The sequence below is a fragment of the Iodidimonas sp. MBR-22 genome (assembly GCF_029946565.1).
GTDB classification, from domain to species: Bacteria; Pseudomonadota; Alphaproteobacteria; order Sphingomonadales; family Rhodothalassiaceae; genus Iodidimonas; species Iodidimonas nitroreducens.
Window position 1 is genome coordinate 251,506 of sequence record NZ_JARKVQ010000002.1, and the last position, 20,237, is coordinate 271,742.

13 protein-coding genes are annotated in these 20,237 nt (G+C 56.5%); 5 read left to right on the forward strand and 8 right to left on the reverse strand.

Annotation, left to right across the window (positions count from 1 at the left end):
- Nucleotides 1-110: 110 nt before the first annotated feature.
- The 8 genes from QK300_RS02950 to hutI all read right to left on the reverse strand — a co-directional run bounded on the left by QK300_RS02950 (nucleotide 111) and on the right by hutI (nucleotide 11,944).
- Nucleotides 111-1,949 carry an alkaline phosphatase D family protein gene (locus tag QK300_RS02950; RefSeq protein WP_281300048.1) on the reverse strand — a complete coding sequence of 613 codons (1,839 nt, stop codon included), beginning with the start codon at nucleotides 1,947-1,949 and terminating at the stop codon, nucleotides 111-113.
- A gap of 120 nt (nucleotides 1,950-2,069) precedes the next feature.
- Nucleotides 2,070-4,937 carry an excinuclease ABC subunit UvrA gene (gene uvrA, locus QK300_RS02955; protein ID WP_281300047.1) on the reverse strand — a complete coding sequence of 956 codons (2,868 nt, stop codon included), beginning with the start codon at nucleotides 4,935-4,937 and terminating at the stop codon, nucleotides 2,070-2,072.
- A 31-nt stretch (nucleotides 4,938-4,968) separates the two neighbouring features.
- Nucleotides 4,969-5,919 (reverse strand): sterol desaturase family protein, encoded by a 951-nt coding sequence (locus QK300_RS02960; RefSeq protein ID WP_281300046.1) that lies wholly within the window; start codon nucleotides 5,917-5,919, stop codon nucleotides 4,969-4,971.
- Nucleotides 5,909-6,379 (reverse strand): hypothetical protein, encoded by a 471-nt coding sequence (locus tag QK300_RS02965; protein ID WP_281300045.1) that lies wholly within the window; start codon nucleotides 6,377-6,379, stop codon nucleotides 5,909-5,911. Before QK300_RS02965 ends, QK300_RS02960 begins: the two co-directional genes overlap by 11 nt.
- A gap of 89 nt (nucleotides 6,380-6,468) precedes the next feature.
- On the reverse strand, nucleotides 6,469-8,016 hold the full coding sequence (hutH, locus tag QK300_RS02970) for a histidine ammonia-lyase (RefSeq protein ID WP_281300044.1): 1,548 nt from the start codon (nucleotides 8,014-8,016) through the stop codon (nucleotides 6,469-6,471).
- 4 nt (nucleotides 8,017-8,020) lie between these two features.
- A complete protein-coding gene (gene hutU / locus QK300_RS02975; RefSeq protein WP_281300043.1) occupies nucleotides 8,021-9,709 on the reverse strand; it encodes a urocanate hydratase in 1,689 nt (562 codons plus the stop codon).
- A gap of 127 nt (nucleotides 9,710-9,836) precedes the next feature.
- Nucleotides 9,837-10,562: a histidine utilization repressor gene (hutC, locus tag QK300_RS02980; RefSeq protein WP_281300042.1), complete on the reverse strand. Its 726-nt coding sequence runs from the start codon at nucleotides 10,560-10,562 to the stop codon at nucleotides 9,837-9,839.
- Nucleotides 10,563-10,699: 137 nt separating this feature from the next.
- Nucleotides 10,700-11,944, reverse strand: coding sequence for an imidazolonepropionase (gene hutI / locus QK300_RS02985; RefSeq protein ID WP_281302262.1), 1,245 nt, complete (start codon nucleotides 11,942-11,944; stop codon nucleotides 10,700-10,702).
- 67 nt (nucleotides 11,945-12,011) lie between these two features.
- On the opposite strand from hutI, the gene QK300_RS02990 reads away from it, so the two are divergent.
- The 5 genes from QK300_RS02990 to flgK all read left to right on the forward strand — a co-directional run bounded on the left by QK300_RS02990 (nucleotide 12,012) and on the right by flgK (nucleotide 20,219).
- Nucleotides 12,012-12,977, forward strand: coding sequence for an agmatinase family protein (locus tag QK300_RS02990; protein ID WP_281320809.1), 966 nt, complete (start codon nucleotides 12,012-12,014; stop codon nucleotides 12,975-12,977).
- Between the two features lie 126 nt (nucleotides 12,978-13,103).
- On the forward strand, nucleotides 13,104-15,845 hold the full coding sequence (locus QK300_RS02995; protein WP_281300039.1) for a pitrilysin family protein: 2,742 nt from the start codon (nucleotides 13,104-13,106) through the stop codon (nucleotides 15,843-15,845).
- Between the two features lie 85 nt (nucleotides 15,846-15,930).
- Complete coding sequence (locus QK300_RS03000; RefSeq protein WP_281300038.1) at nucleotides 15,931-16,551, forward strand: methyltransferase domain-containing protein; 621 nt, start codon at nucleotides 15,931-15,933, stop codon at nucleotides 16,549-16,551.
- 163 nt (nucleotides 16,552-16,714) lie between these two features.
- Nucleotides 16,715-17,845: a hypothetical protein gene (locus tag QK300_RS03005; RefSeq protein WP_281300037.1), complete on the forward strand. Its 1,131-nt coding sequence runs from the start codon at nucleotides 16,715-16,717 to the stop codon at nucleotides 17,843-17,845.
- Nucleotides 17,846-18,083: 238 nt separating this feature from the next.
- On the forward strand, nucleotides 18,084-20,219 hold the full coding sequence (flgK, locus tag QK300_RS03010; RefSeq protein ID WP_281300036.1) for a flagellar hook-associated protein FlgK: 2,136 nt from the start codon (nucleotides 18,084-18,086) through the stop codon (nucleotides 20,217-20,219).
- The last annotated feature ends 18 nt before the right edge of the window (nucleotides 20,220-20,237 follow it).

A 20,237-nucleotide genomic window follows, 5' to 3' on the forward strand; every position in this document is an offset into this window, starting at 1 on the left:
GCTTAGATTCTATGGTGAATTTCACGTATTAATTATTTTTTATGCAATATCTTAGCATATTCGCGGGAAAATATATCTCTGATGTCCTTTTCCGACAGTCCCGCAGCCGCTCAGAGCGGGTTTAATTTTGGCGTGCCGGGATTGATCTGAAAGGCTTGGCCGTCGATCCTTTCATAATCATGGCTGAGTATGGTTGAAACATAATGCCATTGGGCTTTGGCCTCGGTTTTGGTCAATTCCAATGAGATCCAGCCGCGTTTGCCCGCGTCGAAAGCGATCAGTTCAGGATTATGGTTCAAAAACCGCTCTTCCATGATCTCGACCGGGACAGGCAGATATTGCGCAAAGCCGGGCGAGGATACAGCCGGGGTCGCCAGTTCCACCGCAATGGGATGGCCCGCCTCATCGGCCAGATCAAAAGCCCAGCTATTATGGCTATCGCCCGCCAGCACAATGGCATTGCTGCTGTTTTTGCGGATTTCGTCGAATAACCGCTCACGTGCAGCGGGATAGCCATCCCACGCATCCAGATTGAGCGGCAGGCCCATTTTGGCAAGACCGGTGAATTGCTGCGCCTGCTGCTCGCTGATTGCCGCCGGTTTTGTGAAATCGGCAACATCCATCAAATCGGGCGCAACGAGCTTACCCATCAATAGTTGCTGGCCCAGAATTTGCCATGGGGCTTTGGCGGCCTGCAATTGATCGGCCAGCCAATTTTCCTGCGTTTTCCCCAGCATTGATCTTTCGGGATTGCCCAGAACATGGCGGCGAAAGGCATCGGCATCGGGCAAAAAGGCGAAGCCTGCGGGCATGTTTTTAGGATCGAGTTCTTTGATCGCGGCATAATCGGTGATGGGTTTGGGCTCATCGCCGGTCATGTCAAAAGGCAGCGGGATCATCTTCACGGCCTGTTCGGGCAGGGTGTTTATTTGTTCCGGGTCCGAAATCATCACCGGATTTTCTGGATCGGTGAAATTGAAAGGGGCGCTGCGATAGACCAGATCGCGGCCATAGGAAAGCTGCTCATCCCGGCCAATGAGGCGGGTATCAAGCAGGATCAGATCGGCCAGGCCGCCAAAATCATAGGACCGATAGCTGATCAGGGGATCGCCATCCGCCTGATCACGCACCGGCATCCATTCGCGCCAAGCCTTGATCGCGGCATCGCGGCGTATGAAAAAATCACCTTCCCCCTGATCGGGATTATGATTTTCTGCCCCGCCTTTCCATGTATCATTGGCTATTTCATGATCATCCCAGATGGCGATCATCGGATGGGCGGCATGAACGGCCTGCAGATCGGGATCGGTTTTATAAAGGGCATGGCGCATGCGATAATCATCAAGGCTGATCAATTCCCCCACCGGCTTCACATGGCGGCCAAGCTCCAAAGCCCGGGGATCGGCATAGATGCCATCGGGATATTCATAGAAATAATCGCCCAGATGCAGCACGGCGGCGATGTCCTTTTGTGCCGCTACATCCTTATAAACATTGAAATAACCTTGGGGATAATTGGAGCAGGAGACGATGGCAAAGCGCAGCTTTTCCACGCCCTGACGCGGCAGGGTGCGGGTATGGCCGATGGGGCTGGTGGTCTGCCCGCTGCGAAAGCGAAAGCTGTATCGGCTGCCGGGTTCGAGCCCGGTGGCATCCACCTTTACACAATAATCCCGGCCCTGATCGGTTTGTGTTTCGCCCGAAGTCACGATGGTGGAAAAGCTGTCGTCCGTGGCGATGTCCCATGTCAGCGTCACCGGATCGCTTTTGCCGGCGGCGGGGGTGATCCGGGTCCATAAAATCACCCGATCCGCCAAAGGATCACCACTCGCCACCCCATGCAAAAAGCGGGGCTGAGGCGCTTCGCCCGCTGCCGTGATGGCTATGGCGCCTGCGGCCGCGCCCATGCTGCCAAGCATATGGCGGCGTGAAATGGTGAAATCGCTCATGGTGCTTTCCCCTTCAAATCATCCTGTCAGGCCGTGATCTTACAGCAGAAGATCTGTTTCAGAAGCCTGAATTCATCGCTTTGCTAGTGGGGAATTTCTCATGCGTTTATGACAGATATACTATTGAGCCGCCGATCGATCCGCTTTGAGCAGAGCCTTTAAATAGGTGCCGGTGTGGCTGGCTTCTACCTCTGCCACGGCTTCGGGGGTGCCTGTTGCCACCAGCATGCCGCCGCCATCGCCGCCTTCCGGTCCCATATCGATCAGCCAATCAGCGGATTTGATGATTTCCAGATTATGTTCGATCACCACCACGCTATTGCCCTGATCCACCAGCGCCTGCAACACTTCGAGCAATTTGCGGACATCCTCGAAATGAAGGCCGGTGGTCGGTTCGTCCAGAATATAAAGGGTTTTGCCGGTGGCGCGTTTCGATAATTCCTTGGCCAGCTTCACCCGCTGTGCCTCGCCGCCTGAAAGGGTGGTGGCGGCTTGCCCCACCCGCACATAGCCAAGGCCAACCCGTTCGAGCATCAGCATCTTATCGCGGATGGCGGGTACGGCCTTGAAAAAATCCGCCGCCATTTCAACGGTCATATCCAACACGTCGGCAATGGATTTGTCTTTAAAGTGAATATCCAGCGTTTCGCGATTATAGCGCTTGCCCTTGCACTGATCGCAGGTGACATACACATCGGGCAGGAAATGCATCTCGATCTTCAAAACCCCATCGCCCTGACAAGCCTCGCACCGCCCGCCCTTGACATTGAAGGAAAAACGCCCCGGCTTATAGCCCCGCATCTGGGCTTCCGGCAGCCCGGCAAACCATTCGCGGATGGGGGTAAAGGCGCCGGTATAGGTGGCGGGGTTCGAGCGCGGCGTGCGGCCAATGGGGCTTTGGTCGATATCGACGATTTTATCAAGATGCTGCAAGCCCTTGATGCTATCATGGGCACCGGGCTGATGGCGGGCATGATTGAGATGTTTGGCCACCGCTTTATAAAGCGTTTCGATGGTCAGGGTCGATTTGCCGGAGCCCGAAACCCCGGTGATGCAACACAGGGTGCCAAGAGGCAGGCTCGCATCCACAGATTTCAGATTATTCGCGCGCGCGCCCTTAATGATCAGGGATTTGCCATTGCCCTTGCGCCGTTTTTTGGGGATCGGAATGGCTTTGCGACCGGATAAATAAGCCCCGGTAAGGGAGTGTTCGGCGGCCATGATCTGAGCCGGGGTGCCGCTGGCTACCACCGATCCCCCATGCTCGCCCGCGCCCGGCCCCATATCGATCACATGATCGGCGCTGAGGATGGCATCCTCGTCATGTTCCACCACGATCACCGTGTTGCCCATATCACGCAGATTGCGCAAGGTTTGCAGCAATTGGTTATTATCGCGCTGATGCAGGCCGATCGAGGGTTCATCGAGCACATATAAAACACCGGTCAGCCCCGAGCCGATTTGCGAGGCCAGCCGGATCCGCTGGCTTTCACCCCCCGATAAGGTGCCCGACGCCCGCGCCAAAGTGAGATATTGCAGCCCCACATTTTTCAAAAAGCCCAGCCGTTCGATGATTTCTTTCAAAATCTTTTCGGCGATGGTGGCGTGCTTTGCGCTCAGGCTTTGGGGCAGGGCGGAAAACCAATCATAAGCGGCATTGATGCCAAGGGCTGTGACCTCGCTGATATGATGCCCGGCAATCTTCACCGCCAAAGCTTCGGGCTTCAGCCGGTGGCCCATGCAGCTTTTGCACAAAGCGCTCGATTGATAGCGGCTCAGTTCTTCGCGCATCCAGGCGCTATCGGTTTCCCGCCAGCGCCGTTCGATATTTTTCAAAACCCCTTCAAAGGGTTTGTTGGTTTGAAAGCGCCGCCGGCCATCGGCAAATTCAATGGCGATCTTGTCGCTGCCCGAGCCATAAAGGATCAGGGATTTTTGGTCATCGGTCAGCTGATCCCAGCGACTGCGCAGGGTAAAGCCGGCATGGTGGGCCAGAGCTTCCAGCGTTTGTTTATAATAGGGCGCGGTGGATTTCGCCCAGGGTGCTACGGCCCCATTGGCCAAGGTGAGGCTGGGATCGGGCACGATCAGTTCGGGATCAAAGCGCAATTCCAATCCCAGCCCATCGCACACAGGGCAGGCCCCATGGGGGCTATTGAAGCTGAACAGCCGTGGCTCGATTTCGGCAATGGTAAAGCCCGAAACAGGGCAGGCAAAGCGGGCGGAAAAGGTGATCCGTTCTGGCCCGCCTTCCGGTTCATCGCCATCGCGATAGGCATATTCAGCAAAAGCCAGACCATCGGCGAGGTCCAATGCGGTTTCAAAGCTATCGGCCAGGCGGGTTTCAAGGCCATCGCGCACCACGATGCGATCCACCACCACATCGATATCATGCTTATATTTCTTATCAAGGACGGGGGCATCGGCGATATCATAAAAGCTGCCATCCACCTTCAGACGCTGGAATCCCCGCTTTTGCAGATCTTTATATTCTTTTTTATATTCGCCTTTGCGGCCGCGCACGATGGGCGCCAAAAGATAAAGCCGGGTGCCTTCGGGCAGAGCCATCACCCGATCCACCATTTCGGAAATGGTTTGAGCGGCAATCGGCTCGCCGGTGGTGGGGGAATAGGGGATGCCCACCCGCGCCCATAAAAGCCGCATATAATCGTATATTTCCGTAACGGTGCCGACAGTGGAACGCGGATTTTTCGAGGTTGTTTTCTGCTCGATGGAAATGGCTGGCGATAAGCCCTCGATATGATCGACATCGGGCTTTTGCATTAATTCCAGAAATTGCCGGGCATAGGCCGAAAGGCTTTCCACATAGCGGCGCTGGCCTTCGGCATAAATGGTATCAAAGGCAAGGCTGGATTTGCCCGATCCCGATAGCCCGGTGATCACGGTCAAGCGATCACGGGGAATATCCACATCCACGGATTTCAGATTGTGCTCACGGGCACCGCGAACGGACAGCATTTTCAGCATAAAATCAATATCGCCTGAGGCATGAGTCAAATCAATCCACAGGCAGGTGGGGCAGGGGGGCGGCCAAGTCAAGCCTTTGGTCATCGTTGGTGGGCTTTGCCAGCTTTTGCTGCCAGCTTTCCCGGATCTGATCCGATGTCTGGCGGCTGCCATCCGGGCTCCATCCCGGGGGAGCGAAAAGATAGCCAAGCCGCTGGCGCAGGTTTGACGCCCCTTTCACATCCTGAAAAATCCCCAGCCATTCATGAAAGGCCACCTTCAGGGGATTATAGGTGCCCAATTGCCGCACGATCCCATAGCGGCAGGGCTCATCATCTTCTTCTGCTACAAAGCTGCCAAACAGGCGATCCCAGATGATCAGCGCCCCGGCATAATTGGCATCCAGATAGCGCGGATTGGTGGCATGGTGCACCCGATGATGGCTGGGCGTGTTGAAAATGGCCTCAAACCAGCGCGGCATGCGGTGGATGGCTTCGGTATGAATCCAGAATTGATAGATCAGATTGATCCCGGAGATGAAGGCGATCATCAGGGGATGAAAGCCTAAGAGGAAAAGCGGCAGGCTGAAAATGAAGGTGAGGGCGGGCACCCCCGTCCATGTTTGGCGGAGCGCCGTGCTCAGATTATAATGCTGGCTACTGTGATGGATCACATGCGCCGCCCAGAACCAGCGGATGCGATGGCTGGCCCGATGAAAGGCATAATAGGCAAGATCATCAAGGATAAAGGCGGCGATGAAGGCCCACCAGGTAAAGCCGATATCAAAAAGCCGGGCATGCTCCCAGATATAAAAGCCCACAGCCAAGGCGAGACCGCCAAAAACCAGCCCTGAAATCTGGCTGCCAAGGCCCATCACAAGGCTGGTGGCGGTGTCTTTCGGTTCATAGCGGGTGCGGCCGGTGATTTTGCCAAAGATCATTTCGGCGATGATCAGGATCACGAAAAACGGGATGGCATAGGTGACGGGATTTTCAAGCGTCATGAGCTTTGAACGCGCCGGGCGCGCCTCCCTGTGATTGATTCTGGGGGGTTGCGGCCAGATGGTGCAGGCGGTTGAGCCAGACAGCTTGATCGGCATCTTCGGGCCATAGGATCAGGGCGCGCTTCAAGGTAAAATCCCGCAGCCTGATGGCCCAGTCCCCATCCGCCAAAGGGTCGATGCTTAAAAGCGCCGGACCCTGCAGCCTGCGGGTGACAAAGCCATCGCCCATCGCCACCACCAGCCCCACGGCATGGCCGCGCAAGGCCATCAGGGCGGTGCGTCCCTTTTGATCAACCACCGCATCCATGATCTCGTCATGCCAATAATCCTGCTGATAGCGGGCCATGGCCGCAGCGGTGGATTTAAGGCGCGCGGGCTGCCATCCCCCCATGAAACGATTGAGGGCAATCAGCAGGAGCACGCCAAGAAGGGCACCAAGGGCAATGAGCGGGTTTTCCATAAGCCTGTCTATATCGGGATCGGGACCCCAGTTTTTTACGATTTCCCATCAGATGCAAGCCGCAATACTGGCAGGGTCGCTGAAGGCGTTCAACTCAGGCCGATCTCGCCATCGCAGACCATTTGGCGCGCCGCTTCGATATCCGGGGCAAAATAGCGATCAATCTGATAATGGGGCACTTTGGCCCGAATTTTTTGATGAACGGCGGCAAGGGTGGGGGAGGTGGCCAAGGGCCGATGGCAATCAACGCCCTGCGCTGCAGCCAGAAGCTCGATCCCGATGATGGTGGCACAATTTTTGGCGATCTCGATGGTGCGCCGTGCCCCATGGGTAGCCATGGAAACATGATCTTCCTGATTGGCCGATGTGGGAACCGAATCCACGCTGGCGGGATGGGCCATCATGCGATTTTCCGCCACCAGCGCCGCCGCGGTCACCTGCGCGATCATGAAGCCGGAATGAAGGCCGCTATCCGTTACCAGAAAAGCGGGCAGGCCGCTCATTTTCGGATCAACCAGCAAAGCCAGGCGCCGTTCGCTGATCGCGCCGATTTCGCACAGGGCATTGGCCAGGGCATCAACGGCGAAAGCCACCGGCTCGGCGTGAAAATTACCGCCGGAAATGCAGCTGTCGGCCTGTTCATCAGGATCGCAGAAGATCAAGGGATTATCGGTGACCGCATTGGCCTCGATCAGAAGGCCCCCGCGCACCCGATCGATCACATCAAGGCACGCCCCCATCACCTGCGGCTGGCAGCGCAGGGAATAGGGGTCCTGCACCTTGTCGCACCCCTGATGCGAGGCATGGATGGCACTGCCATCAAGAAGACGACGCAGGATTTCGGCAACGCGGATCTGGCCCGGATGGCCACGCACGGCATGAATGCGCGGATCAAAGGGGGTGGTGCTGCCCTTCAGGGCATCCAGCGACAGTGCGCCAGCAATCAGTGCGGCATCAAAAATCCGCTCGGCACGAAACAGCGCATCCAGCCCCAAGGCCGTGGAAATCTGGGTGCCATTCAAAAGGGCAATGCCTTCCTTGGGGCCAAGCTCGATTGGCACAAGACCAAGCTTATGCAAGGCTTTGGCGGCGGGCAGGATTTCGCCCCCGATGCTGATCTCACCCACCCCCAGCATGGTGGCCGCCGCCAGATGCGCCAAAGGGGCCAGATCGCCCGAAGCCCCCACCGATCCCTGTGCCGGGATCACCGGCATGGCATCGGCCTTGATCAGTTCGAGAAGCCGCTCGATCAGGGTGCGGCGCACGCCGGAATAGCCGCGTGCCAAGGCGGCCATTTTCATAACCATCGCCAGCCGAACGATGTGATGATCCAGCGCCGGGCCGGTTCCACAGCAATGGGATAACACCAGATTGCGCTGCAAATCCCCCAGCTTTTCGGCGCTGATGCGGCTTTGGGCCAGCAATCCAAAGCCGGTATTCACCCCATAAACGGTTTTCCCCGATTGCAGGATGCGGCCAATGGCGGCGGCGGATTGGTCGATGGCATCCCAGCTTTGGGCATCCAGCACCGGCGCACAGGGCCGAGACCAGATGGCGTGCAGATCATCATGCTGAAGCTGCCCCGGCATGATGGATAAGGGCGTGATGGAAAGGGGGGTGGGGGGGAGAGGAGGCATGGGTTCAATCCTTCAGGCCGGGATCAAGAAAAGGCAGATCAAGCTGATGTTCGCGGGCGCAGGTGATCGCCGTTTCATAGCCGGCATCGGCATGGCGCATTACGCCGCTCGCTGGATCATTCCACAAAACACGCTGCAATCGCTTGTCGGCTTGCGGGGTTCCATCACACAGGATCACCATCCCCGCATGTTGGGAAAAGCCCATGCCCACGCCGCCACCATGATGGAGCGACACCCAAGTGGCGCCCGAAGCGGTATTCAAAAGGGCATTGAGCAGGGGCCAATCAGACACCGCATCCGATCCATCGCGCATGGCTTCGGTTTCGCGATTGGGGCTGGCCACCGAGCCGGAATCGAGATGATCGCGGCCAATCACCACGGGGGCTTTTAATTCGCCATTGCGCACCATTTCATTGAAGGCAAGGCCCAAACGATGCCGCTGGCCAAGCCCCACCCAGCAGATGCGGGCGGGCAGCCCTTGGGGGGCGATGCGCGCGGCCGCCATATCCAGCCAGCGATGGAGATGGGGATCATCGGGGATCAGGTCCTTCACCTTTTGATCGGTGCGGGCGATATCGTCTGCATCGCCCGAAAGCGCTACCCAGCGAAAAGGCCCGATGCCCCGGCAGAAAAGCGGACGGATATAAGCGGGCACGAAACCCGGAAAATCAAAGGCGCGATCAACGCCTTCCTCCAGCGCGATCTGGCGGATATTATTGCCATAATCAAATGTGGGGATGCCCTGATCATGAAAGGCGAGCAGCGATCTGACATGGCTGGCGATGCTTGTGCGGGCGGCTTTGGCCAAAGCTTTGGGATCGGTTTCGCGCATCCTGATCCATTGATCGACACTCAATCCCTGCGGCAGATAGCCATTGGCGGGATCATGCGCCGATGTCTGGTCGGTCACCGCATCGGGCTTGATGTTTCGGCGCAAGAGCGCGGGCAGGATATCCGCCGCATTGCCCAAAAGCCCGATTGAAAGGGGGCGGGCTGTTTTTTTGGCTTTGCCCAGAAGTTCGAGGGCGTCATCAAGGCTATTGCTGTGGCAATCCAGATAGCCGGTTTGCAGACGTTTTTCGATGCGATCGGCCTGACATTCTATGGCAAGGCAGCTTGCCCCCGCCATGGTGGCAGCCATTGGCTGGGCACCGCCCATCCCGCCAAGCCCGGCGGTTAAAATCCAGCGTCCGGCCCAGCTTCCGTGATAATGTTGGCGGGCCAGTTCCATGAAGGTTTCATAGGTGCCCTGCACGATTCCCTGACTGCCGATATAAATCCATGATCCGGCGGTCATCTGGCCATACATCATCAGGCCCAATCGATCGAGGTGATTGAAATGATCCCATGTTGCCCAATGGGGCACCAGATTGGAATTGGCGATCAGCACCCGGGGGGCATCGGCATGGGTTTTGAATACCCCCACCGGCTTTCCCGATTGCACCAGCAGGGTTTCATCATCCTCCAGCCGTTTCAGCACGGAAATAATCTGATCATAGGCGTCCCAATTCCGGGCCGCCCGCCCGATGCCGCCATAAACCACAAGCTGTTCGGGATGTTCCGCCACATCGGGATCGAGATTGTTCATCAGCATGCGCAAGGGGGCTTCGGTCTGCCAGCTTTTGGCCGATAAGGTTGTGCCCCTTGGGGCGCGAATGATTTTGCTGTTCGACAGGCGCTGAAAGGCAGGCATGGGGCATGTTCCTTTAGGGGCGTTCAGCCTATCCTGTCTGTACCTGTATAGATTTTCAAGAGTTTTATAAATTGGGGCAGGATCACAAATGCTTTAGCGGCGCATCATGGAAAGGTTCAGGGGCCCATTACGGCTTGAAGCGGCCGGTGATATCATAGCGCGATCCGGCATGGATAAGATCGACACAGGAGGCCACCATGCCCCCTGTCCATGTGCGGCGGCGGATCAGCAGGCAGGGCTCATCGGGGGCCAGGGCCAAAAGCAGGCGCAGATCATCGCTGGCGGGGATCGCACTGATGCGATGCTCCACTTCCTGCAAGGGGGCGACTTCGACCAGATAGCGATAAGAGGTCATTTTTTCGAGATCGAGGCTCAGATAATCAGGGGCGATCTGCGGCTGTACATAGCGATCTTCCAGCAATATCGGCTGGTCATTTTGCAGATGCAGGATTTCGGCATGAAACAAGGGGCTGCCCACGGCCATGCGAAAACGTGCGGCAACCACTTCGCTGGCGGGCTCTTTTATCTGGCGCAACACCCGGGCATGATGCTGATTGCCGCCTTCGGAGAGTTCATCGGCAATATCGCGGATGGTGAGCAGGGTGCCATGGGTCCGGCGTTCGGCAACAAAGGTGCCAAGGCCGGGAACACGGGTAACAAATCCGGCTTCGCTCAATTCCTTCAAGGCCCGGTTCGCGGTCATCCGCGAAACCCCAAGGGATCGCACCAGTTCGCTTTCCGAAGGGGCCCGATCATTGGCCTTCAGGCGGCCATCTTCGATCATCGACAGCACATGCGCTTTGACCATTTTATAAAGCGGTTGCGAGGATGACAGGGCTTTTTTCGCAATCATGGGGCCACTCCTGATGGCAGGTGGCACAGGATGAACCGGTATCGATAGGCTGAAGATTTTGTCATGCCCCCCTCATTCTTTTCCTGATGGTTTTGCCAAACCGATCCCGTTGCCATCTGATTGGCTTTAAAAACCCATCAGATGGCTTCCCCCCGCAGCACCATAGCATGAAGGGGGCTTGCGCCAATCCAATAACTCAATTCCGCCGGGTGGCTGATGCTCCAGATTGCCAGATCGGCGCTGAAGCCTTCGCGCAGCATCCCCGTTTCATGCTGAAGGCCAAGGGCCCGGGCGGCCTGTCGGGTCATCCCGGCCAGGGCATCGGCGGGGCTGAGCTGAAACAGTGTTGTGGCCATATTCATGGTGATCAGGGGTGACAGCAGCGGCGAGGAACCGGGATTGCAATCCGATGCGATGGCCATCGGCACGCCATGGCGTTTTAGTGCAGCAATCGGCGGCAGGCGGGTTTCGCGCAGGGTATAAAAGGCACCGGGCAGCAAAACCGCCACCGTGCCAGCCTCGGCCAAAGCTTTGGCATCCTCATCTTTGAGATATTCCAGATGATCGGCTGAAAGCGCCCCATGGCGGGCGGCAAGGGCGGCACCGCCCTGATGGCTCAATTGTTCGGCATGCAGCCTGACCGCCAGACCATGGGCGCGGGCACAGCGAAAAAGGCGATCGATCTGCGCCGGGGAAAAGCCGATGCTTTCACAAAAACCATCCACCGCATCGGCAAGGTGTGCGGCGGCGATCAGGGGGATCATTTCATCACACAGCCAATCGATATAGCTGTCATGATCGCCTTCATGATCCGGCGGCAGGGCATGGGCACCCAGAAAGCTGCGGCTGATCCTTATCGTGCGGGCATTTTGGATGCGATCCATCACCCGCAGCATTTTCAGTTCGTTTTCGCGATCAAGCCCATAGCCGGATTTGATCTCGATAGTGCCCAAACCTTCGGCCTGCATCAGATCGAGCCTTTGAAGCGCTGATGCCAGAAGCGATTCTTCGGAGGCCGAACGGGTGGCGCGCACGGTGGCGGCAATGCCACCCCCTTGTTTGGCAATTTCGGCATAGGGGATGCCCTTGAGCCTGAGATTGAATTCCGCGACCCGGTTGCCGCCAAAAATGAGATGGGTGTGGCAATCGATCAGCGCCGGGGTGATCCAGCGCCCATCACAGGCAATGATCTGGCGGGCCAGCTTTTCCGGACTTTGGGGAAGATTTTTGCGCGGCCCGAGCCAACGGATTCTGCCCCCCTCGATCGCAATGGCGGCATCGGGGATGATCGCAAAATCATCTGCCTCTTCGGCACCTGTTTCACGGATGCGCGCCGGGTCCATGCTGGCGAGATGACAGTGATGATAAAGCCTGTCCCACATCGGAAAGGGATGCACCTTCTCTGTTTCACGATAATAATCTATACAGCTTGGGTGAAACAGGCGGATGATGCAAGCATCGAAAGGGGATAAGGGGATGATGTCGGATCAATCGGAATGCCGGTCATGGCGGTCTGTGGCGTCTTTATTGGGGGGTGATCCTCATGCCTCCATCGCCCTTTTGGGGCTGCCTTTGGGGGAAAAATCCCTTACCCCCGGGCGCTGCGATCTGGCCCCATCGGTGGTTCGCAAAGCGCTCTTGCGACTATCCACCTATGATCTGGAGCGCGATCTTTCCCTTGATCATCTATCGGTATTGGATGGCGGCGATCTGATGCTGAAGGCGATGAGCCCGGCTGAGGCCTATCAACCCATCGCCGACAGGCTGGCCGATCTGGCGCATAAGCGTGATCTGACGCTCGTGCTCGGCGGCAATAATGCCATCACCCGGCCAGCCCTTGCGGGATTGGCAAAAGCCCGGGGTTTGGGTCTTGATCGGGTGGGGCTGTTGACATTGGATGCCCATTTCGATCTGCGCGATACCGATTGCGGCCTCAATAATGGCAATCCGGTGCAGGCTTTGCTTGATGATGGGCTGCCCGGCAGCCAGATCGCTCAGATTGGCTTGCAGCCTTTCGCCAATACCAAACGCATGGCCGATAAGGCGCGGCAGGCAGGCATCGCTGTGTATCCCATGGCCCGGGTGATGGAGCGGGGGTTGGCGGCCTCTATCGATGCGGCTTTGGCCGGATTGCAAGAGCGGGTGGACGTGATCTATGTGGATTTCGATATCGATGTGATCGCCCGCCATGAAGCCCCCGGTGCCCCCGGTGCCCGCCCGGGCGGGGTATCGGCCCATGATTTTTTCGCTGCCGCCTGCCAGATTGCCCAGCATCCCAAAGTGGCGATGGTGGATCTGTGCGAATTTGATCCCGCCCTTGATATGAGCGACATCACAGCCCTGGTCGCAGCCCGCTGGATGGCGGAAATCCTCATGGGCTATGGCTTGCGGCATCAAATGGTTACGGATTGTTAAATTATTCGATGAGGGGGGTTGATTATATCAGCCAAATATAGTCATCATTCCGTTAGCAGAGAAAAAAATCACTTTATTCGCAACTCTGCAAAAACCCAATGGGGCTGCCAAAAAGAGGGGTCATTCATGACATATCCTGGATTCTTGAAACGGGCGCTGATCGCAGCGTCTTTTTGTTTTGGGGGGGCGGCGCTGGCTGTTGAGATGCCAGCCGTCGATATCCCTTATGAAAGTTTTACGCTTGAAAATGGCCTGCGGGTCGTTGTGCATGAAGATAGAAAAGCGCCGGTTGTGGCGGTTTCTGTCTGGTATCATGTGGGTTCAAAGAATGAACCGGTTGGAAAAACCGGCTTTGCCCATTTGTTCGAACATCTGATGTTCAATGGCTCTGAAAATTATGACGGCGAATTCTTCGAGCCATTGCAAGAAGTGGGGGTGACCGATATCAATGGCACCACATGGCTTGATCGCACCAATTATTTCGAGACGGTGCCAACGCCAGCGCTGGAGCGGGCTTTGTTTCTGGAATCGGATCGCATGGGCCATCTGCTCGGCGCGGTCACACAGGAAAAGCTCGATAATCAGCGTGGTGTGGTGCAAAATGAAAAGCGCCAGGGTGAAAATCAGCCCTATGGGCGGGCCTTTGAAGCCTTGCAAAAAGGCGTGTTTCCGGTTGGCCATCCCTATCATCATTCCACCATCGGATCGATGGAAGATCTCGATGCGGCCTCTTTGGATGATGTGAAGGAATGGTTTAAAACCTATTATGGCCCGAATAATTCCGTGCTGGTTTTGGCGGGCGATATCAATGTAGCCCAGGCCCGCGATCTGGTGACCCGGTATTTCGGCGATATTCCCGCCGGGCCGCCTTTGAGCCAGGGCAAGGCCGCGATCCCTGAACTTAGCTCGAATATCCGCGAAGTGATGGAAGATCGTGTGCCTCAGGCCCGTGTCTATCGGGTGTGGGCGGTGCCGGGGCGGACCACGCATTCTGCTGCCGTACTCGATGTGGCGGCGGAAATTCTGGGCGGCGGCAAAACCTCGCGCCTTTACCGCGATCTTGCCTATGATCGCCAGATTGCCACCAATATTCAGGTGGGTTTGTTCCCCTTTGAATTATCGAGCCTGTTTTTCATTCAGGCGGACGTGAAAGATGGCGAATCTGTTGCCGAAGTGAGCAGCCGCATCGATCAGGTGGTTGCCGATTTTCTCGCCAAAGGTCCGACCAAGGCTGAATTGGAGCGGGCCCAGATCGGCCTCATCGGCGAAGATGTGCGGGCCCTGGAAAAGGTTGGCGGTTTTGGCGGCAAGGCCGTGACTTTGGCCGAAGGCGCGCTTTATGCAGGCGATCCGGGCTTTTACAAAACCCGGCTTCAGCGCATTGCCGGGGCTTCGATCAATGATGTCAAAACGCAATCCGCCCAATGGCTGTCGCGTCATCATTATCAGCTTGAAGTCATCCCCTTTGGCAATTTTACCGTTGCAGCCGATGGGATCGATCGCACAGCAGGTTTGCCGGGTGTGGATGAAAGCCCCGAGCTTGATTTCCCCGCCATCGAAACCGCAACCCTTTCCAATGGGATCGAAGTGGTTCTGGCCAATCGCGCCACGGTTCCTATCGTCAATATATCGGTGATGTTTGATGCCGGTTTTGCGGCGGATCGGGGCCTGAAGCTGGGCAGTGCGTCTCTGACCCTTGAAATGCTTGATGAAGGCACGAAAAAGCGTTCGGCCCTCAAAATCGCTGAAGAACTGGAATCATTGGGTGCCCAATTAAATACCGGCTCCAATCTCGATGTTTCAACCGTGGCGCTCAATGCCCTCAAAACGGAATTGGCGGCTTCGGTCGATATTCTGGCCGATGTGGTGCGCAATCCGGCATTTTCTGCAACCGAATTGGAACGCTTGCGCCAGCAAAGGCTGGCCCGGATCCGGCAGGAAGAAAGCCAGCCGGTGTCCATCGCTTTGCGGCAATTGCCTCCGATCCTTTATGGTGATGATCATGCCTATGGTATTCCCTTCACCGGGTCTGGCACGCTTCAATCGGTGGCATCGATCAGCCGTGATGATCTGATCGCCTATCATCAAAGCTGGCTGCGGCCCGATAATGCCAGAATTTTCGTTGTGGGGGATAGCACCATGGCGGAAATCAAACCCATTCTGGAAAAAGCCTTTGGCGATTGGAAAGCCACAGGGGCCAAGGCACCTGAAAAAGCCATTGATCAGGTGGATTTGCCAAAAACCGGCAAGATCATCATCGTTGATCGCCCGGGTTCGCCGCAATCTCTGATCCTTGCGGGCCATCTGGCACCCCCCACCGGGGCTGAGAACAATATCGACATCACCACGATGAACGATATTCTGGGCGGCCAGTTCACGGCGCGGGTGAATATGAACCTGCGGGAAGAAAAAGGCTGGGCCTATGGTGCCTATACCTTCATGCAGGATGCCCGTGGGCAGCGGCCTTTCTTTGTTTATGCGCCGGTGCAAACCGATAAAACGGCGCTTTCCATGGCGGAACTGGTGGTGGAATTAAAAGCCATCACCGGCGATAAGCCTGCAACCGAAGATGAACTGGTGATGGCGGTGCGCAATAATGTGCGCAGCCTGCCCGGTCAGTTTGAAACCGCGCGGGATGTTTTGGGGGCGATGCTTGCCAATGCCCGCTTTGGTCGGGCGCTCGATTATGAAGAAAGCCTCAAGCAGCGCTATGAACAGCTTGATCTTGCGGCAATCGAGCAGGCCGCCAATCAGGTTCTGCACCCCGATCAACTGGTGTGGATGGTGATTGGGGATCGGGCTAAGATCGAGGACGAAATCCGTGCCCTTGATTTGGGTGAGGTGATCGTCCAAGGCAGCCAGAACTAAACAGCGCGATGGTGAAAAAATGGGCCCCCGGTTTCCTTATCAAGGGTGCCGGGGGTTTTTGTTATGGGATCAGAAAGAAAAGCCGATGGGTTTTTATGCAACATATCTTTTGCCGCATCTGATCGAACGCGCCTGTGGCGCCCCGCAGATCAAGGCGCAAAGACAAAGGCTGATCCCGCAGGCTCTTGGCCGGGTGGCGGAAATCGGTTTGGGAACCGGTCATAATCTGCCCTTCTACGATGCGCAGAAAGTGGATCATCTGATCGGGGTCGATCCTGCGGGGGCGATGCTCGGCCGGGCCAGGAAACGCGCAGCAGGGCTATCCTTTCCTATCGAGATCATGGCCTTGGATGGCGAAAATCTGCCTTTCGATGCGGCCAGCCTTGATAGTATTGTGGTCACCTACAGCTTATGCACCATTCCCGATCCGGCCCGCGCCATTCGGGAAATGCGCCGGGTTTTAAAGCCCGATGGGCGGCTTTATTTTGCCGAACATGGCCGCGCGCCGGATGATGCGGTTTCGCGCTGGCAGCAACGGCTCGATCATTGGCTGTGGCCAAATATTGCGGGGGGCTGCCATCTCAGCCGGCGGCCCGATCTGCTTTTGAGTGCTGCGGGCTTTGAATTTGATTGGATCGATCGCGGCTATCTGGCTGGTATCCCCCGCATTCTGGGCTATCATTTTTGCGGTGTTGCGCGGCTCTGAGCCCCTCACCTTACCGCAGATCTATCCTTTTTGAAGATTATGACCGATCTTGACAGATTGGGTCTGGACGCTGTGCCCGCTGCTCGTGCAGGGTGGCGCCATCCCGCGATGGCAGCGCAGCTGACCATTTCATTTCAGATGATTGCAGATGAGGCGACGCCTGATGACGATCACCATTCGGACCGTTGAGCCCGGCAAGACGCTGAAAGATTTCATAGAATTTCCAGAAGCACTGTATCGCGGCGATCCGGGCTGGGTGAGCCCATTGCGGATGGAAGTCCGAAAACGTTTATCGCCGGACAAGAACCCGTTTTTCGATCATGCCGACGTGGCCTTGTTCACCGCCTGGTCTGATGGCCGCATGGTGGGGCGCTGTTCGGCCCAGATCGATCATGAACATTTGCGCGTTTATGGTGATGAAACGGGCTTTTTCGGTTTTTTCGATACGGTCGATGATCCGGCCGTGGCCCAGGCGCTTTTGAAGGCGGCGGAGGATTGGTGCGCGGCGCGCGGGATGCGGCAGATGCGGGGGCCTTATAGCCTTGGTATCAATGAAGAAATCGGCGTGATGAGCGAAGGTTTTGATGCCCGATCCGTGATGCTGACCCCCTATCACCGCCCCTATCAGGCGGGCTTGATCGAGGCTTGCGGCTTTTCCCAAGTGAAAGAAATCATCAATTGGCGCTATCTGTGCCATGATTTGGCCCCCCGGGCGCAAAAGGGCTATGACATCATCAAGGATCTGCCCGAAGTGCGGATCAGGCAGATCGATAAAAGCCGCCTTGATGACGAAATGGCCATCGTGCGCAGTGTGTTCAATGATGCCTGGAGCGATAATTGGGGCTATGTGCCCTGGACCGACGCGGAATTTGCCAAGGCCGTTGAAGAATTTCGGATGATTTTGGAGCCCCGGCTTGCCCTGATCACTGAGGTGGATGGCGTGCCCATGGGGATTGCCATTTGCCTGCCCAATCTGAATGAGGCCATCGCCGGTTTTGATGGGCGGCTGGGGCCGATCAATCTGTTGAAGCTGGTGTGGCGGATCAAAAGAAATCACTGCGTGACCGCGAAATTGCCCCTGATGGGTATCCGCAAGGAAATTCAGCGCAAGCGCCGCTATGGGGGGCTGGCGATTGCGATGTGCGTGCGCATTGCCATGGCTTTGGATGAATTGAAATTTGAAGAAGTGGAACTGGGCTGGACACTTGAAGACAATTTCCCCATCAATGCGGTGATTACCCGCATGGGGGCCACCCCCTATAAGCGCCACCGCATTTATCAAAAGGCGCTTTAGCCGCCAATTCCCGCTCTGCCCTTAATTGGCACGATCATTGCTTCTATTTGGCTGTCATGATGCAGTCGCAAAGGTCGTGAGCGATGATCGAGCAGAGAAAAACCATTGGAATTGATGCCTTTGGCCGGGATTTAGGGCCATCGGGCCTTGCTGGTGATCGGCAAGCCCGGTTCGGCAGAACTTGCCGTGCTCATATCCTAACTCTGGCTGCATCCCTTTTGGTGCGGAGGGTTGGCTGATGTCTTTGGGGGCCATTGTTTCGTCATCCTTGAGCGGCTTGTTTGCAAGCCAGGAAGCCCTGCGGGTGACCGGCACCAATATCGCCAATGTCAATACCCCCAATTATGCGCGGGAACGGGTGACCGTTGCTGCTGATATTCAAAATGATCGCTCGGTTGGGGTGAAGGTTGAGGCTATCGAGCGGGTGGTCAATCGCTTTTTGGAAACCGCAAGTTTGGGGGCGCGATCTGATACCGGGCGGACGGAAGCCATCAATACCATTCATGATCGCCTGCAATCTTCTTTGGGGCGGCCGGATTCAGCGAATACGCTCACCGGGCGGATGAACGCGGTATTTGCGGCCTTGGGCGATCTGGCACAGGCCCCTGCCGATACCGTGGTGCGCCAGCAATTCCTGTCAGAATTACAAGGCTATAGCGGCGAAATTTCACGAATTGCAGATACGATCCAAAGCCTGCGCGAGGATGCCAGCATCGAGATTGAATCGCGGATGGGCGCCATCAATGATGCCATTCGTCAGGTGCATGAGCTTAATCAGCAGATTGCCCAGCAAAAGACGTTTGGCGGCCAAACCGGCGGGCTGGAGAATGTCCGTCAATCTGCTTTGGATGTGATCGCGGAAAATATCGATATCCGAACCATTGAAAACAGTGATGGATCGGTGGATGTGAGCACCACCACCGGGGCTCAACTGGTCAACAGGGCCAGTTTTTTCCAGCTTGATTATACCAATCCCGGCGGGGTGAGCGCGGCCAGCACCTTTCCGCCGATCACCTTGCAATTTTATGATCAGCGTTTGGGGGAATTGTCCGGCCCCACGCGGCCGATCAATGGCGATATTCGCTCAGGCGCTTTGCGCGGGCTGATGGATATGCGTGATGGGCAGCTTGTGGATTTATCCGTCTCTTTGGGTGAATTGGGGGCGCGTGTTGCCGACGAGATGAATGCCATCCACAATCAAAACAGCACTATTCCCGCGCCCAACAGCCTGACCGGCAAAACCACGCCCTTCAGTGGCACGGACCCCCATAATTTTACGGGCGAGACCACCTTTGCCATTGTGGATGCGCAAAACCGTGTCGTTGCGACCACGACCTATGATTTTAGCGCCAATCCTGCTGCCACCATCGGTGATGTGGCGGCAGCGGTGAATGATCCGATAACTGGCCTTGGTACGGCGGGCACATTGAGCTTCACCAATGGGGTGATGAGCCTTGAAGCCACGGCACCCGGCAATGGCGTTGTCATCGCCGAAGATCCAACGACGCCTAACAGCGACCGGGGCGGGCGATCCTTTTCACATTTTTTTGGTATGAACGATCTGATCGAAGCACGCTCGCCCGGCCTGTTTGAAACCGGTGTGGATGCTTTGGACGCCCATCCCTTCACGCCACTTCCGACTGGGGAAACCGCTGAATTTGTGATCACCGATCGCTTTGGCAAGGAAATCCGCAGTTTTGAACTCGATACCACTGGCACCACAAGCTATGGCGATCTGGTCAATGAATTAAATACCGGCCTCAGTGGGGTGATGAGCTTCAGCCTCGATGGCAATGGCCGCCTTGTTACCCAGCCGGCACCGGGGCAAAGCGGGCTGGTGCTATCGGTGCGCAATGATGGAACCGATGCATCGGGCAATGGGATTTCGATTGCTGAAATGTTTGGCATTGGCAGCCGCTTTCGGGCCGAAGCCGCAACAGATATGCAGCTTGTGGGGGGGCTGGATGGCAACGCGGGCAATCTGGCCACCGCGCGCCTTGATTTGTCGGCCGCAGTCGGTCAAGTCGCGCTGGCGGTGGGGGATCAAAGCGGGGTTCTGGATTTTCAAAAGCTGGAAACATCGATTATCTCAACCGACAAGGCCGGCGAGATTTCAGCCCAGAAACGCACCTTAACAAGCTTTAATGGCGCGGTGCTTGGCACCTTTGGCCTGATGGCGGATCGCGCCGCCACCGCCGCCGAAGATACGGCCAATCTGGAAACAGAATTGAACCAGCGCCGTCAATCGGTTTCGGGCGTGAATATCGATGAAGAGCTTTCAAATCTGATCATCTACCAGAATTCATATAATGCCGCTGCACGCATTTTGTCTTCGGTACAGGAACTTTATGACGCGCTGCTCAATGCTGTTTAAAGCGGTTTAGGGCGGATT